Here is a 16,649-nt window from a genome sequence, read left to right on the forward strand (position 1 = left end):
TCACTTGGTCCCAGGCTTGACCCGCAGCGCCTTGGCCTTCGCCTCGATCACCAGGTACATCACCACGGTCACCAGCAGCGGCAGGATGAAGTAGATCGCCCGGTAGGCAATCAATCCCGCTAACAGGCTGCCCCGCGATACCTCGTGTTGCAGCAGCGCAATGAACACCGCCTCCAACACCCCGAGCCCCGCCGGAATGTGTGTAATCACCCCGGCAATGCTGCTGATCAGCAACACCCCGAGCACTACCGGATAATCCAGTTTGCTGGGCAGCAATGTGAAGATCACCGCGGCCATCAACGACCAGTTCAGCGCGCCAAGCGCCAATTGCAGCACGGCCATGCGCAGGGACGGCAAGTTGATTTCCATGCCGCGCACGGTCCAGGCCCTGCGCTTGGAAAAGCGGCACGCCACCAAGTACCCGGCGCTGATCAGCAACAGCAGCACGCCGACGCCTTGCAACGCGTTGCTGCTCAGCTTCCAACCCGGCGGCATCGTCACCAGGCCGCTGCTGAACACCACGCCGGCCAAGGTCATGTAGCCGAACCAGTTGGTGGCCAGGCTCAGGCCGAGGATCTTGGCGATGTTGCCGTTACTGACCCCGAGCCGCGAATACAGCCGATAGCGCATGGCGATGCCACCGACCCAGGCGCTGAGATTGAGGTTGAAGGCATAGCTGATCACCCCCACCGGCAAGATCTGCCGCCAACCCAGTTTTTGCCGGATGTAGGTGCGGCCGATCAAATCGAAACAGGCGTACGTGATGAAACTGGTCACCGTCAGCGCGGCGGCTATCAGCAAAGTACGCAGCTTGAATTCGGCCAGGGTGGTGAACACCTCGGACCAATCGATGCGCCGGGCCAACGCGGTAAACAGCACGATCAGCAGCAGGAAAAAAACCAGCGTCAGCGGCCGTTTCCAACGGCTCCAGCGGGATTTCGGCTTGGCCTGTTCCGCTGCATGGGCGTCATCTCTCGGCGCGGTGTGCGCGTCAGAGTGGTTCATGGGGTTCGCTCCGGACCGCCGTCGGCGGTGAAAAAGGTTTCAGACGGGGTTTATGAGCCGGCAGCCATCCGGCCCAGGCCGGGAAGTGACGCAAGAAGTGGAACACCATGAAACCGATAGTCATGCGCCACAGCAGGCCGCGTGGGGCATGGTTCTCAGGCATGATCGTGCAATGGTTGCGGCTCAAGTGATCGAGGCGCTCGAACAGCTCGCGGTTGAACGCCCGGTCGCGGATCAGCACGTTGGCTTCCAGGTTCAACGAGAGGCTCAACGGGTCGAGATTGCTCGAGCCCACCGTGCTCCAGTCCTCATCCACCAGGGCGACCTTGCCGTGCAGTGGTCGCTCGCAATATTCATAAATCGTCACACCGGCCTTGAGCAGATAGTCATAGAGCATCCGCGCGGCGAGCTTGGCGATCATCATGTCCGGTTGCCCTTGCAGGATCAGCCGCACTTCGACGCCACGCCGGGCGGCGTTGCGGATCTCCCGCAGCAAGCGATAACCAGGAAAGAAGTAGGCGTTGGCGATCACCACCCGGCGCTGGGCGCTGCGCAGCACCTGCAGATAGACCTCCTCGATGTCGGTCTGGTGCTCATGGTTGTCGCGATAGACCAGGCGCACCTGGCCGTCATGGTCATTGAAGGCCAGCTCGGAGCGACGGTTGCGGCGACGTTGCCACCAATACTTGGCCCGAGCCGGGCGGCCGCTTTGCAGCAGCGCGAAGTGATGGATATCCACCACCGCCGGGCCTTTGATCTCCACCGAGTAGTCCTGCTTGGCCTCGGGACCGAAGTCGCCGAGGTGATCGGCGGAAAAGTTGATCCCGCCAATAAACGCGATGACGCCATCCACCACCACGATCTTGCGGTGCAGGCGGCGGAACCAGTTAGTGCGGATCCCGAGGTGTCGGGGCGCCGGGTCGAACATCTGCAAGCGCACCCCGGCATCGCTCAACGATGCGAGAAACTCGGTGGTCAGCTCGCCGCAGCCGAAACCGTCCAGGTTGACCGTGATGCGCACGCCGCGCCGGGCGGCATCGACCAGCAGGTCGCGTAATTCAACGCCGACCTTGTCCTCGAACAGAATGAAGGTCTCCAGGAGGATTTCCTCTTGGGCGCGGCGAATGGCCTCGAAAACCCTTGGGAAATATTCCTCCCCATTTTCCAGCAGCGTGACGCGGTTGTTGCCGTGCCAGCCGTATTCGATATCGGCCAGCGCCGGGTTGCGTTCGGTCGGCGGGACTTCAATCTTTTCCACCGTCGCCTTGTTCATCGTCGCGCTCATAATTCGATCTCCACCGACAGCGGTGCGTGGTCGGAAAGGTGCGACCAGGGACGTACATTCAATACCTGGGCATGATGGGCCTTGAGGTTGCGCACATAGATACGGTCCAGGCGCAGGATCGGCAGGCGCGCAGGGAAACTGCGCGCCGGTTTGCCCCATTGTTCGGCGAACACTTCCCGCAGGCCGCAAGGTTCGAGCAGATCATTGGCCTTGCCGCGCCAGTCGTTGAAGTCGCCCGCGACAATCACCGGGGCGCCGGCGGGCAATTCGCTCAGGCGCTGGCAAAGCAGTTTCAGCTGTTCAATGCGATGGCCTTCGCGCAGCCCCAAATGCACGCAAATCGCGTGGACTTCTTGCCCTTCGCCGCCGGGCAGGCGCAGCACGCTGTGGAGCATGCCGCGGCTTTCATGGCCGCTGATGGAGACGTCTAGATTGTCATGGCGGATGATCTGGAATTTCGACAGCAACGCGTTGCCATGGTCGCCCGCCGGGTACACCGCGTTGCGCCCGTAGGCGAACTGCGGCCAGAGGGTGTCGGCGAGGAATTCGTATTGCGGCATGCTCGGCCAGTTGCTGTAGCGCTGGGGATGGTGCTCGTGGGTCCCATGCACTTCCTGCAGGAACACCACGTCGGCGGACACGCTGCGTACCGCTTCGCGCAGTTCCGGCAAAATGAAACGCCTATTCAACGCCGTGAACCCCTTATGTGTGTTCACCGTGAGCACCGTGAAGCGGTTTACCCGATCAAGGTCTTGCGCCACGTCTGGGATCGGCTCGCGGGTGGCCTCGCTGGATTCTGGCGTGGTCATGGCAAGACCCCTTCGGCCGGGCGCACGCCGGGAGCGGTGGCGAGATGCTTGTCCAGGTCAAAACGCTCCAGCAGATGGCGCGCGTCATACGGCGCGCAAACTTTGATGTCGTTGTCGAAATAGCAGAACACCTCCCGGCTCTTGCGCGCCCGGGGTTTCTTTTTCGGGTCGATCAGGTGCGCGTCATCCGGTTGGCTGCCTTGGCTCCAGGCCTCGATCCGATCGCCCCAGCGTTTCAGCGCCTGGTCGGTATAGCCGCTGGCGTACAACTCTTCGGCGCCGTGCAGGCGCAGATAGACAAAATCGCTGGTGACGTCTTCGCGATAGGGCCACTTGCCGGCGGTGTCAGCGACCACCAGGGCGACGTCGTAGCGCTTGAGCAGGGTAACGAAGCGCGGGTCGATAAAGCTTTCATGACGGATCTCGACCGCATGGCGTAGCTGACGCTTTTTGTCCGCCTCGGTGCTGGCGTGGCCATCCAGGCGCGGCTCGTGCTCGCGGGCCAGCGCAGCGGCGGCTTCGGTGTCGTGGGGTAATTGCTTGAGAAAATCCTCAAACAGTTCGGGGGCGAATTTGAAGCTGGGCGGAAACTGCCAGAGGATGGGGCCGAGTTTTTCCTTGAGCTCCAGCACCCCGGAAGCGAAGAAATTCGCCAACGGCTTATGGATGTCTCGCAGGCGCTTGATGTGGGTGATGAAGCGCGGCGCCTTGACGCTGAACACGAAGTCGGACGGGGTCTCGGCGTACCACTGGGCATACCGTTCGGGACGTTGCAGGGCGTAGAACGATCCATTGATTTCGATGCTGTTGACCGCTCGCGAGGCGAATTGCAATTCCCGTTTCTGAACCAGCCCCTTGGGGTAGAAATCTCCCCGCCAAGGCGTGTAGCGCCAACCGGAAATGCCAATGTGGATCGCCGTCATGTATCCCTCCCGTGCCAATGACCTCGTACCGCCTGTGTCTTTTGATGACTGCCGCGCGGGCTGGAAAGTTTCGCTGGAGTGCCCGGCGGCGAGGAAGCAGTAACCCTGTGTATTTACCCTCGGGGCGAACTTGCCGGCCCATTATCGATCAGTTCCTTACCGACCCTGCCCGAAGGAGCCTCGCGTTTTGTCTCGATTGAGTACTGCATTGCTGCTGGTCTTGTTGACGTTGACCGGTACCAGCGCCTACGGGACCGCCGCTGTCCCTGGCACCTCCGCGCCCAGCGAGGCCCCCGCCGAACCCGAGCCGCTGGTACAAGGCGGTCTGCTCGGGGCGATCAGTTCGAGCATCGACGATGTCCAGAACAAACTCGACCTCAACCAGAGCCTGGTCGATGCCTGGCGCCTGCGTGCGGACCGGGCGGCGGACGAAGTGGATCGCTTGGTGGACCAGACCTCTCGTTCCACCTGGCGCGTGGCGGGGGATTTCCTCCTGCTCTCAGGCGTCTGGCTAGGGGCGTTTGCGCTGATCTGGGCCAGCGCGCGATTGCTGGTGCGGCGCCTGGGTCGTCGCCGCTGGTTGCGCACCCGCCAGCGTGTGCGAGACCTGCTCGGTTACCTGCTGCCCTATACTTTGCCGGCCGTGGCTTGCCTGCCGTTGACCCTTTATGTCAGCCATTTCCTGCAGGTTTCGGTCGGCCGGGCATTGGCGCTGTGCTTTGCCTACGCCACCAGTAGCGGCATCGTCTCGACCTCGGTGTTGCTCTGCGTGATCGTCATGTTCAACGCCGGCCACAAACGGCGGGCGGTAGCGATGATTCGGCGTTTCAGTCCGCGGCCGCTGTTCATGATCGGTTTTCTGGCTGCCCTCAGCGATGCCTTGACCAGCCCGCAGATCGCTCGGCAACTGGGTGGCAACATCACCAGCAGCGTCGCGGTATTTACCGGGCTGTCGGCCTCGATGATTTTCGGCTGGCTAGTGATTCACATGCGCCGACCGGTGGCCCACCTGATCCGCAACCGCCCGCTGGCCCAACGCCTGAAACAGCCGGCGTTGCAGGAATCGCTGCGGATTTTTTCCGGGCTCTGGTACTGGCCGATCCTGCTGATGGTGCTGGTCTCGGCGGTGAGCCTGATCGGCGTCGGCGAAGACAATCAGAAAGCCCTGCGTTGCGCCTTGTTCACCACCCTCCTGCTGATCGCGACGGTGTTCCTCAGCACCGTGTTCCAGCACATTTTCAAATCCCCCAAGGCCGAGGTCATCCAGCGCAACAGCGCTTACAAGGGGCGACTGTTGAGCTTGCTGCACGCGTTGTTGCGCATCGTCATGGCGGTGGCGTTCATAGAGATCCTAGGACGGATCTGGGGCATTTCCCTGTTCGAGTTCGCCTCGCGCAATGCCCTTGGCCGGGCAATCAGCGATTCCTTGAGCCGTATCGGCCTGATCTTCCTGGTGACGTGGCTGATGTGGGTGGTACTTGATACGGCGATCCAGGAAGCCTTGAAGCCGCCGCTCAACAAGCGCGGCGCCCGCCAACCCAGCACTCGGGTCAAGACCATCCTGCCGTTGTTGCGCAACGCCGCGAAAATCATCTTGGTGGTGATCTGCGCAATCACCACCATGGCCAACCTTGGCATCAACGTCGCGCCGTTGCTGGCCGGTGCCGGCGTGGTGGGGCTGGCGATCGGCTTTGGTTCGCAGCAACTGGTGCAGGACGTCATCACCGGGCTGTTCATCATCATTGAAGACACACTGTCCATCGGCGACTGGGTCGTGCTGAGCTCCGGCCATGCCGGCACCGTGGAGGGCCTGACCATCCGCACCCTGCGCCTGCGCGACGGCAAGGGCTTCGTGCATTCGGTGCCGTTCGGCCAGATCAAGGCCGTAACCAATCAGTCCCGGCAATTTGCCTTTGCGTTTTTCTCGGTGCAGTTCACCTATGACACCGACGTGGACCGCGCCATTGAATTGATCCGCGAAGCCGGGGATTCGATCTCCGAAGACCCGTTTCTCAAGTTCAATTTGCAAGGGCCACTGGATGTTTTCGGGGTGGACAGGATGGACCTCAACGGCGTGGTGCTGACGGCCCAGTTCCGCACCGTGTCGGGCGGGCAATATGCGGTCAGCCGGGCGTTCAACCAGCGACTGAAAAAGCTTGTGGATGACGACCCTGCGGTGCACTTCGCGCAGACTTATCCACAGCAGGTGATGTTGCCCAAGCGGTGGGATACGCAAGCTGAACACTCACCGCCTTCGCCGGAGGAGTCATCGAAGCCGTCCGACCAGCCTGCCCGATAACTGTGGCGAGGGAGCCAACTGTCTTTAACTTCTCCTCCGACTAACGGCTGGCAGGTTGGTCTTGCCATGGTTTTCCATCCCGAACCATGGCATTCAGCCTGATCAACAACACACGCATACACGCAACCAACGCTACCTTTGAGCATTTTCCCGCTGCCCGAAGGCGGGCATAACGGTTTTTGAAATCATCGTTGTGGCGGACCATAACCAAAGTGCTCATGTACACCGCTCGACGTAGCCTTGATCTCCCTCCATAGATGCGCCTAACACCTCGCTTGGCCCCGCTGTCGTTGTTATAGGGGGCTACACCAGCCAACGCTGCGACCTGTCCACGGCTCAGGTCTCCCAATTCTGGCAGGTAGCAGAACAAGCTGCTGATGGTCACCGGGCCAACCCCTTTGATCGAGCGCAAACGCTCCATTAGTTCGGCATCGATTTGCCGGCTTTGCGCGGCTATACGCTTATCCGCGGCGGCGATCATCTCTTTGAGTTTGGCATTGAGTTCCCTATAAGCATCCAACACGTCTGCCTCTTGCGCTTGTTGAATACGGCGCCGGTTATCGTCCCGTTGCTGGATGAAGACATCACGCTGATTAACCAACTCGGTAAGCTTGTCGCGGGCCTCATCGGGGAAAATGAAGTTTTTTTCCTCCAAGGCCGAAGCAAACGTCGCCAGCATTCGCGCGTCAATGGGATCGGTTTTAGCGCGCTTGCCCATAGCCTGCGCAAACTGGCGAGCGCGAACCGGGTTGATTCGCTGAACCTTAAAACCGGTCTTGGCTAGCAGCCGCACCGACAGCTTTTCATAGCCGCCTGTCGCTTCAACTAGAACACGCACAACCTGTCTCTCAGCAAGCCAGCCAGCCAGTTTGGCGAGCCCTTCGGCGGTGTTAGGCACACTCAGTTCGCCTGCCTGGGGAAATAGCGCGATTTGCAAAGTGGCTTTGGACACATCAATTCCGGCGTAGGCAGTCATGAGTAAAACCTCTAGGCTTAGGGGCGAGAGGTCACTCTGGTCTGGCTCACGCTTGTTGTTCGAGGTCGGACTCAGTCAACTGTTCGAGCTTGGAACCAGAGTGAAAAGAGTGGATGGCAGCTTGGCTCCCTCACGTGCTCAAAAGGCACCGCTGCTCATCAGCTGCCATTCACCCCTCTCATCTCTGACATTACCTCAGTTAAAGACACAAGCTTGCTCCCGCTCGGCTGCGCAGCAGTCGTCGCTTTTGAGCAGACTTGGATAGTGTGCCGAGAGCGTTGGGGCTGCTACGCAGCCCAGCGGGAGCAAGCTCCCTCGCCACGGGTTATTGCGTTTCTGGTTAATGGTGTTGAATCAGCTTGGTGCGAATCTCAGACATCACTTGGGCATCCAGCTCCGCCCAAAACTGCGCCTTGCCGGCAATCTGCGCCGCCACTGGCAACCCATCGCGGTATACCAGTCGATTACTCACCAGCGCCGGTACTTTCGTCCCCGGCAGCAAAGTCCCGGCGAGGTTCAGCGGATCAACGCCGCATACCGCGACCAGGCTGCCATCGGTGGGGCGGCGGCGTACTTCGCGCAGCAACGGGATGGCTTCGGGCAAGGCAAACTGTTCGCCGGCCAGCCCGCTGACGAAACGCCCGCCACGAATCTCGCCCCGTGCTTCCAGGCGATGAAAAGTGCGCAGCAGTTCACGCCAGCTCGGCAACCAATCGGCTTCGCGCTCCAGCAGCCGCCAGAACACCACACCGTAGCGGCGCAACAGGGTCATGGCGATGTGTTCCAGAGTCTCGGGCGGCGTCGGCGAGGGCCGGTTATCCGGCGCTGGGGCGGGTGAGCTGCGGCGCAACAAGGCCCAGCGCCCGGCATCGTCCATGCCGCCGACAAACGCCCCACGCCCGCGCCGGCTGCTACGGGCCTGGCGCTTGCTGGCAGGCGTGATCAACGCCCTCAGCCCGGCGAAGCTGTCGGCGTTCACCCGGCCCGCGCCCACCAGTTCCTGCAGGGCGATTTCCAGTTCGCTGCGCAGCAGGTGGGCTTCGTGCAGCAGCTCATCGAAAAACAGCGCGCCATGTTCGCTGAGGGCTTGATGGACTTTCTGCGTCTTGGGCGACAGTTCGCTGACCGGCGTCTGCTCGGTCAGGTTGCTCCACAGCGCGACCCTGGCGCGTGGCAGCAAGACAATCGGCGTGCTGCGCAAGGCGCTGGCGGCCAGCTTCTGGCGGGCACTGAGGCGCGTCCAGACGAACTTGCCGCTGCGACAGAGTTCGTCGAGCCAGCTCGGCGAATAATCCTTGACCCGTGCCGGGAGCAAGTCGCTGTCCCAGGCCGAGGCGGCGGCCGGGTAGCCCTCGAACTGGCTGACAATCGACGGCAGCACGGCGCTGCCACGGCCCTGGGCCGACGGCGAAAGGTGCTGCCAATCGAACAGGAATCGCATGAAGTCTTGCAACATCACCGGCTCGATTTCCCGCCGCAGACGCTTGACGGTGTAGCGGTGGATACGCGCCAACAGATGCCGCTCGCACCATTCTTCCTGGCCGGTGCCCGGCGTGAACCGCCCGCGCAACACGTACCCCTGCTGTTCCAGCTGGGCCAGGGCCTGGGTCGCTTGTGCCGGTGACAGCCCCAGCGGGTAGGCAATCGCCGTCAACGGCTGCGGGCCAAAGGCACTGAGCCGCGCACGGAGTATTTCCACTACGGCGTCGTCGGCGTTCCACTGTTCATCGAACCCTGGCAGCGGTGTCAGCGCTGGCTGCCATTGGGCCTGTGGATAAATCGCTTGCAGGCAAGTCAGCCGTTCCAGCGGCACCCACAGGCCGCGTTCGTCGCTGATCTCGACATGACTGGCGCGACCCTGCTCGGCCAGGGTCCGCAACCCATCCAGCCACGCCGGCTCGGCGCTGGCTTCGCTGTCGGCGATGCACGCCAGGCTCATGAGTGCTTCATGGATTTCGTCGATGTTGGTCGGCGTCGGCCAGGCCTCGTCCCGCACGGCCTGGATGGCATCGGCGTCAAGCGCGCCCAGGTCGTCGGTGGACTGTGGATCGCTCCAGCGGCGGTTGATCACCGCTTGGGTGCGGCGCTCTTCCAGCGGTGCGTCGTCGAGAAAGGTGTAGGGCCGGGCGCTGAGAATTTCCGCTGCCAGGGGCGAGGGCGCCGGGAGGTCGCGGCTGATCAGGCGAACCTCGCCTGCTTCCACGCGCCGCAACAGGGCCAGCCAGCCTTCGCTGTCCATGGCTTCGTGCAGGCAATCGTCCAGGGTTTGTTCAACCAGCGGATGGTCGGGAATCTCGCGCTCGCCGGCGAGGTTTTCCAGGCAGGCGATCTGGTCGGGGAAGACGCTGGCGATCAGGTCTTCGCTTTTCATGCGTTGGATCTGCGGGGCGACTTTGCGCCCGCCGGTATAGCGCGGCAAGGCCAGGGCCACGCCGGCGTTCCAGCGCCAACGAACGCCGAACAGCGGCGCATCCAGCACCGCTTGCACGAGAATCTGCTCGGCGCTGTGACTGTTGAGGTAGCGCCAGACCTCGTCCAGCTCGAAGCTGTGGCTGGTGGACAGCGAGAGCACGATGGCATCCTCGCTGGCGGCGGCCTGCAGTTCGAAGTTGAAGGTGCGGCAGAAGCGCTTGCGCAGCGCCAGGCCCCAGGCGCGGTTGATCCGGCTGCCGAACGGCGTGTGGATGATCAGTTGCGTGCCGCCGGACTCATCGAAGAAGCGCTCCATCAGCAGCGTTTCCTGGGACGGCAAGGCGCCGAAGGCCAGGCGCGCCGGGGCCAGGTAATCAATTAATTGTTCGGCGCTGGCGAGGTTCAGTTGCAAGGTGCCGGTCAGCCAGTCCAGGGCCGGTTGCAGGTTGCCCGGCGTGGCGCCGAGCAGCTGGTCCAGTTGGGCTTGCAGGCGGGCGACGGCCAGGGACAACTCGGCGCTGCGCCCCGGGGCCTCGCCGAGCCAGAACGGAATGGTCGGCGGCTGGCCCTGGGCATCCTCGACCCGCACGCGACCGGTTTCTACGCGGATGATGCGATAAGAGGTATTGCCCAGTTGGAACACATCGCCCGCGATGCTCTCGACCGCGAAGTCCTCGTTGACGCTGCCGATGTTCAGGCCCTGGGGTTCGAGCAGCACGCTATAGTCGGCGTTGTCCGGAATCGTCCCGCCGCTGGTCACGGCCGTCAGCTTGCTGCCCCGACGACCGCGCAAGGTCCGTGTCACGGCGTCCCGGTGCAGGTAGGCGCTGCGCACGCCCTGCCTGCCATTCAGGCCTTCGGCGAGCATTTGCAGCAGCGCCTGGTAATGCGCCTCGTCGAATTCGGCATAGGGTGAGGCGCGGCGAAACATCGCCAGCAGCGCTTGCTCCTGCCATTCCTGGCAACTGACCTCGGCGACGATCTGCTGGGCCAGCACGTCCAGCGGCGCCTTGGGGATGTGCAGGATGTCGAGTTCGCCACGGCGCACGCAATCGAGCAGTGCGGCGCATTCGATCAAGTCGTCGCGGGTGGTGGCGAACAGGCGACCCTTGGGCGTGCCGCCGACTTGGTGACCGGAGCGGCCAACTCGTTGCAGGAACGCCGAGATCGAGCGGGGCGAGGCGATCTGGCAAACGAGGTCGACATCGCCGATATCGATGCCCAGCTCCAGGGACGCGGTGGCGATCAAGATTTGCAGTTCGCCGCGCTTGAGACGTTGTTCGGCGTCCAGGCGAAACTCCTTGGCGAGGCTGCCGTGGTGTGCGGCCACGGCGTCCTTGCCCAGGCGCTCGCTCAAATGACGGCTCAGGCGTTCGGCCAGGCGTCGGGTGTTGACGAACACCAGCGTCGTGCGGTGCTCGCGCGCCAGTTCGGCGAGGCGGTTGTAGACCAGTTCCCACACATCGTTGGCCATCACCGCCGAGAGCGGCACCGGCGGCACCTCGATGTCCAGGTCTCGCGGACGGGCGTGGCCGATGTCGACGATCTCACAGGTTCGGCCATGGCCCACGAGAAAGCGCGACACCGCCTCGATGGGTTTTTGCGTGGCGGACAGGCCGATGCGCACCAGCGGCTCGGCGCACAGCGCTTGCAACCGTTCCAGGCTCAGGGCCAGGTGGCTGCCGCGCTTGCTGGCGGCGATCGCGTGGATTTCATCGACGATCACCGTGCGGGTGCTGGCGAGCATCTGCCGGCCGGAATCGGAGCCGAGCAACACATAAAGCGATTCGGGGGTGGTCACCAGGATGTGCGGCGCCGTCTTGCGCATCGCCGAGCGTTCTTTTTGCGGCGTATCACCCGTGCGCACGGCGGTGGTGATGTGCAGGGGCGGCAAATCCATCCGGCGCAATTGTTCGGTGATACCGGCCAGTGGATTCTGCAGGTTGATCTGGATATCGTTGCTCAGCGCCTTCAGCGGCGAGACATAAACCACCAGGGTCTGGTCCGGTAGGCCACCCTGTTCCAGGCCGCGATGCACCAAGTCATCGAGCACCGCGAGAAACGCGGTGAGGGTCTTGCCCGAGCCCGTGGGCGCCGCGACCAACACCGAACGGCGCTCGCCGATCAACGGCCATGCTCGGGCCTGGGCGGGCGTGACCGCCGCAAATGTCTGGCTGAACCAGGCGCGAACGGCGGGGTGAAAGCCTGCCATCGCGTGGTCGGCTGCAAGGGGTGAATTCATGGTGCAAGTTATGCGGGTGGGGCGGGGAAGATGCAAGTACCGCTTGAGGCCTTCATTGCCTCCCAGGGTCACACAAACCCACCGATCTGCACTTTACGGATGACGGTTGCGCACTAAACCCGCAAAATGCAACGATTCCGGCGACGCCCACGGGCGTTGTCGACCAAATTCTTGTGCCAACAGACTGGGCCTGCTGACTTTATGCGAATGCGCCTTATGTTATTGGGCGGCGGAAATGCCCTTGGGCAGGCGCTGATTCGCCTCGGTGCAGAAGAAGACATCGGTTTTCTTGCCCCCCGCCCACCCGAAGACGGCTGGGATGCCGCGAGCCTGACTCAACTGCTCGACGACACCCGGCCGGACGCCTTGATCAACCTGGCGTACTACTTCGACTGGTTCCAGGCCGAGGCTGTCAGCGAGCAGCGCCTGGCCAGCCAGGAGCGGGCGGTCGAGCGCCTGGCCGAACTGTGCCAGCATCACAATATCGTCTTGCTGCAACCGTCGAGCTACCGCGTGTTTGATGGCTCCCGCGCCACTGCCTACAGCGAAAAAGACGAGCCCGTGCCCCTGGGCCTGCGTGGCCAGGCGTTGTGGCGAATCGAGCAAAGCGTGCGCGCCACCTGCCCGCAACATGTGCTGCTGCGTTTTGGCTGGCTGCTGGACGATAGCGCCGACGGCATCCTCGGACGGTTCCTCGCTCGGGCCGAGCAGCCCGAAGAGCTGCTGCTGGCCGACGACCGTCGGGGCAATCCGACACCGGTCGACGACGCGGCGCGGGTGATCATCTCGGTGCTCAAGCAACTCGACTGTGCGGCGCCGCTGTGGGGCACTTATCACTACGCTGGCCACGAGGCGACCACGCCGCTGGCGCTGGGCCAGGCGATCCTCACCGAAGCCCGTGCACTGCATCCGCTGGCCATCGAGTCGCCCACACCCCAGGCCCACGCCGCCAGGCCGGACGCGGCGGAAGAACCGCAGCACGCGGTCCTGGCCTGCAAGAAAATTCTGCACACCTTCGGGATCAAGCCCCGCGCCTGGCGCGCGGCCCTCCCGGGCTTACTGGATAGGTTTTATCGCCATGGCTGAAGGCCCTGTTTTAATCACCGGCGGCGCGGGTTTCATTGGTTCGCACCTGACCGACGCGTTGCTCGCCAAGGGGCATTCGGTGCGCATCCTTGACGACTTGTCTACCGGCAAGCGCAGCAACCTGCCGCTGGACAACCCCGCGCTCGAACTGATCGAGGGCGATGTCGCCGATGCCGCGCTGCTCGCCCGGGCCATGCTCGGTTGCAGTGGCGTGGCGCACTTGGCGGCCGTGGCTTCGGTGCAAGCGTCGGTGGATGACCCGGTGCGCACGCACCAGAGCAATTTCATCGGCACCTTGAACGTTTGCGAGGCCATGCGCCAGGCCGGTGTGAAGCGTGTGTTGTTCGCCTCCAGCGCGGCGGTCTATGGCAATAACGGCGAAGGCCAGTCCATCGATGAAGAGACGCCCAAGGCGCCGCTCACGCCTTACGCGGCAGACAAACTGGCCAGCGAGTTCTACTTGGATTTCTACCGGCGCCAGCATGCCCTGGAACCGGCGGTGTTCCGTTTCTTCAATATCTATGGCCCGCGCCAGGATCCGTCTTCGCCCTATTCCGGGGTGATCAGCATCTTCAGCGAACGGGCACAAAAAGGCTTGCCGATCAGCGTATTCGGCGATGGCGAGCAGACCCGCGATTTCGTCTATGTCGAAGACCTGGTGGACGTGCTGGTGCAGGCCATTGAAAAAACTGAGGTGGACGCAGGCGCGGTGAATGTCGGCTGGAACCAGGCCACCAATCTCAAGCAGATGCTCCAGGCCCTGGCCGAGGTCGTGGGTGACTTGCCGACGATCAGCTATGGCCCGGCGCGCTCCGGCGACATTCGTCATTCGCGGGCCGATAACCGTCGGTTGCTGGAGCGTTTCCAATTGCCAGCGCAGACGCCAATGAGTGTGGGGCTGGCGCGGTTGCTGGGGCGCTGAGTTTCCATCGGCCAAAAAAAAAGGCGCCTTTCGAGGCGCCTTTTTTGTCACCTGGCAATTGCGCAGGCTTAGAACTTGTAGCCCAAGCCCACCATGTAGACGAACGGGTCCACGTCGACGTCCACCTTGGCCCGGGTGCCGCCGGCCACGGCGTTGTTGTCGACATAGGCCGTGGTGTCGATGTCGATGTAGCGGACCTGGCCGTTGATCATGATGTTATCGGTCAGCATGTAGTCGGCACCGACTTGCCACGCCATGCCCCAGCTGTTTTTCGCCCGGAAATTGCTGAAGCCGTTGGCGCTGGCTTCGCTGCCGACGTGTTCATCGTAGATCCAGGTGTAGTTGATGCCGGCGCCGACGTAAGGCTGGAAGGCCGACTTGGCGTCGAGCGGGTAGTAAACCACGCTCAGGGTTGGCGGCAGGTGCTTGAGGGTGCCGAGCTTGTTATTGGCCGCGCCCAGGGCGGTGCCTTTGATTTTGACGTCGTGCTCGAATGGCGAAGCCGCCAGCAACTCAATACCCCAGTTGTTGGTGAGCATGTAGGCGAAGTTCAGGCCCAACTGAGTGTCGCTGCTCATGGTTGCCTTGCCGCCCAGGTCAGCGCCGGCCAGCGGGCCTCGGTCGACCTTGACGCTGGAGCTGTCGGCATCCGGATTGACGGTGATGGCGCCCGCGCGAACGATGATATCGCCGGCGGTATGGGCCTGGGCCATCGGGGCGGAGAGTGCGAGGGCCACGAGGGAAGCGCTGAGCAAGGACTTGTGCATGGGGGCTCCAGAGAACATTCAAAAAAGGATGTCCCATGGTACGAAGCCGTCTGGACCGGTCTTTTGACTCAGCTCAATGAAAGTGTGATGAGGCTGATGCGAACAGACCGCCGCTACTGGATCGGTCTCACTCCGGCAGCTCATAAACGTAGATTTTCTCGGCGTCCATCTGGTATCCGGCATCGGCCAGTTCACTGGTGGACGGCTTGACCTGCATCGGCCCTTCGACCCAGTACGGCTGGTACAACTCGTCGAGCTTGACGCCGAGCTCGCTTTTCACGTGCACGATCTGGTTCGACGGCGGTGGCGGCACGTGGATGCAGGCGCCGAAATACGGCACCAGCAGAAAGTCGGTAGTGCGGCCTTCCTCGCTGACTTCCAGCGGCACGATATAACCTGGCAAGCGAATCTGCTGACCGTCCAGCGCCTTGACCACCGGGGCGTTGGGCAGGTCCTGCTTGGCCGCAGGCGCGGATTCGGCCGCCAGGGCATCGCTCATCTTCGACAGGTCGTGCAGCGGTGTCATGTTCGGCACTTCCGGCGGCGCGTCCGGTGGGATCATTTCCGACCAGGACAGGTTCCTCGGCTCGGCTGCCCACAAGGGCAGGGCGACCAGCATCAACAGCGCAAGCAGGGCGCGGGGCATTTTCAACGTCCTCATAAACGGATCGACAGGCCATCGGCCAGCGATTGGCGATAGGCGCGCCAGGCCGGCACGCTGCCCATCAGCAGGGCGGCGACCAGAATGCCAGCCAGCAGCGTCCATTCATACTCGCTCGGCCAACTCAATGGCAGGTACAAGCCATAGGCCGACTGCACGTAGCCCTGGGCGGCGGCAATGCCAACGTAAAGCAACGCCAGCCCGGCGACCACCCCGGCCAACGCCAGGGCGAAGGCCTCGAGCACCAGCAGGCTTGCGATGTGCCACGGCCTCGCGCCCACCGAGCGCAGGATCGCCATCTCTCGACGACGCTCGTTGAGGCTGGTGAGGATCGCCGTGAGCATGCCGATCAACCCGGTCAGCACGACGAACAACGAAATCACGAACAAGGCTTTTTCGGCCGTGCCCATCAGGCTCCAGAGTTCCTGAAGGGCCACGCCGGGCAGGATGGCCAACAGCGGTTCGCCACGGAATTCATTGATCTCGCGCTGCAAGGCAAAGGTCGAGATCTTGCTGTTGAGGCCAAGCATGAACGCGGTGATCGCCTGGGGCGTGAGGTCCATGTTGCGGGCCTGGTCGGCGCTGATGCGCCCGTTGCCCTGGGCCGGCACGCCGTTTTTCCAGTCGATGTGAATCGCTTCCATGCCGCCGAGGCTGATGTGCAGCGTGCGGTCCACTGGCGTGCCGGTGCGCTTGAGAATCCCGACCACAGTGAAAGGCTTGTCGTCATGCTTGACCAGGCTGATCGCCGCCACGCCGTGGGCCAGCACCAGTTTGTCGCCGAGTTTGTAATGCAGCGCCTCGGCCACTTCGGCGCCGAGCACGACTTCGAATGGATCGCTGACGAACGCCCGGCCCTCGGCCAGCGCCAAGTGTTGCTGGCGGCCGTACTGGTAATGCTCGAAGTAGGCTTCGGTGGTGCCCATCACTCGGTAGCCGCGATGGGAGTCGCCGAGGGACATGGGGATTGCCCATTTCACTTTCGGGTTGTTGGCGAAGTGTTCGAAGCTGTCCCAGCGGATGTTGTTGGTGGCATTGCCGATACGAAACACCGAATACAACAGCAGGTTCACCGAGCCGGAGCGAGCGCCGACGATCAGGTCGGTGCCGCTGATGGTGCTGGCGAAGCTGGCCCGCGCCTCGGTGCGCACCCGCTCCACCGCCAGCAGCAGGCACACCGAAAGGGCGATGGCGAACGCGGTAAGGATCGCGGTGAAGCGGCGGTTAGCCAGGCTGGCCATGGCTAGGCGGAACAAATACAT

The 16,649-nt window shown here is 62.8% G+C and carries 12 protein-coding genes; 3 read left to right on the forward strand and 9 right to left on the reverse strand.

Annotated features, from left to right (window positions below; translation table 11 throughout):
• From J3P82_RS03285 to J3P82_RS03300, 4 genes are read right to left on the reverse strand one after another with little or no spacing between them, the layout of a single operon-like run.
• A complete protein-coding gene (locus J3P82_RS03285) occupies nucleotides 1-1,005 on the reverse strand; it encodes a lysylphosphatidylglycerol synthase domain-containing protein (protein ID WP_434560658.1) in 1,005 nt (334 codons plus the stop codon).
• Nucleotides 992-2,290, reverse strand: coding sequence for a cardiolipin synthase ClsB (gene clsB / locus J3P82_RS03290; protein WP_434560660.1), 1,299 nt, complete (start codon nucleotides 2,288-2,290; stop codon nucleotides 992-994). The genes J3P82_RS03285 and clsB overlap by 14 nt, the downstream gene beginning before the upstream one ends.
• Nucleotides 2,287-3,099 (reverse strand): endonuclease/exonuclease/phosphatase family protein, encoded by an 813-nt coding sequence (locus J3P82_RS03295; RefSeq protein ID WP_434560662.1) that lies wholly within the window; start codon nucleotides 3,097-3,099, stop codon nucleotides 2,287-2,289. The genes clsB and J3P82_RS03295 overlap by 4 nt, the downstream gene beginning before the upstream one ends.
• Nucleotides 3,096-4,022, reverse strand: coding sequence for a DUF72 domain-containing protein (locus tag J3P82_RS03300; protein WP_434560664.1), 927 nt, complete (start codon nucleotides 4,020-4,022; stop codon nucleotides 3,096-3,098). The genes J3P82_RS03295 and J3P82_RS03300 overlap by 4 nt, the downstream gene beginning before the upstream one ends.
• Before the next feature lie 187 nt (nucleotides 4,023-4,209).
• Between J3P82_RS03300 and J3P82_RS03305 the strand changes: the two genes are divergently transcribed.
• Entirely contained in the window at nucleotides 4,210-6,321 is a 2,112-nt protein-coding gene (locus J3P82_RS03305; protein ID WP_434560666.1) for a mechanosensitive ion channel family protein, read from the forward strand.
• Between the two features lie 40 nt (nucleotides 6,322-6,361).
• On the opposite strand, the gene J3P82_RS03310 is transcribed toward J3P82_RS03305, so the two are convergent.
• Nucleotides 6,362-7,297 carry an IS110 family transposase gene (locus J3P82_RS03310; RefSeq protein ID WP_434557345.1) on the reverse strand — a complete coding sequence of 312 codons (936 nt, stop codon included), beginning with the start codon at nucleotides 7,295-7,297 and terminating at the stop codon, nucleotides 6,362-6,364.
• 340 nt (nucleotides 7,298-7,637) lie between these two features.
• Nucleotides 7,638-11,951 (reverse strand): DEAD/DEAH box helicase, encoded by a 4,314-nt coding sequence (locus J3P82_RS03315; RefSeq protein ID WP_434560668.1) that lies wholly within the window; start codon nucleotides 11,949-11,951, stop codon nucleotides 7,638-7,640.
• A gap of 201 nt (nucleotides 11,952-12,152) precedes the next feature.
• Here J3P82_RS03315 and J3P82_RS03320 point away from each other — a divergent pair, with 201 nt between their 5' ends.
• Both J3P82_RS03320 and J3P82_RS03325 read left to right on the forward strand, forming a co-directional pair.
• Entirely contained in the window at nucleotides 12,153-13,037 is an 885-nt protein-coding gene (locus J3P82_RS03320) for a sugar nucleotide-binding protein (RefSeq protein WP_434560670.1), read from the forward strand.
• Nucleotides 13,030-13,959 carry an NAD-dependent epimerase/dehydratase family protein gene (locus J3P82_RS03325; protein ID WP_434560672.1) on the forward strand — a complete coding sequence of 310 codons (930 nt, stop codon included), beginning with the start codon at nucleotides 13,030-13,032 and terminating at the stop codon, nucleotides 13,957-13,959. The genes J3P82_RS03320 and J3P82_RS03325 overlap by 8 nt, the downstream gene beginning before the upstream one ends.
• A gap of 68 nt (nucleotides 13,960-14,027) precedes the next feature.
• Here the strand turns inward: J3P82_RS03325 and J3P82_RS03330 are convergent, their stop codons facing one another.
• From J3P82_RS03330 to J3P82_RS03340, 3 genes are all read right to left on the reverse strand, one after another.
• Entirely contained in the window at nucleotides 14,028-14,726 is a 699-nt protein-coding gene (locus tag J3P82_RS03330) for an OmpW/AlkL family protein (protein ID WP_434560674.1), read from the reverse strand.
• A gap of 127 nt (nucleotides 14,727-14,853) precedes the next feature.
• A complete protein-coding gene (locus tag J3P82_RS03335; RefSeq protein ID WP_434560676.1) occupies nucleotides 14,854-15,372 on the reverse strand; it encodes a DUF3299 domain-containing protein in 519 nt (172 codons plus the stop codon).
• 11 nt (nucleotides 15,373-15,383) lie between these two features.
• Nucleotides 15,384-16,649 carry an ABC transporter permease gene (locus J3P82_RS03340; protein ID WP_434560678.1) on the reverse strand — a complete coding sequence of 422 codons (1,266 nt, stop codon included), beginning with the start codon at nucleotides 16,647-16,649 and terminating at the stop codon, nucleotides 15,384-15,386.

The sequence above is a fragment of the Pseudomonas sp. Z4-20 genome (genome assembly GCF_051131955.1).
GTDB classification, from domain to species: domain Bacteria; phylum Pseudomonadota; class Gammaproteobacteria; order Pseudomonadales; family Pseudomonadaceae; genus Aquipseudomonas; species Aquipseudomonas marvdashtae.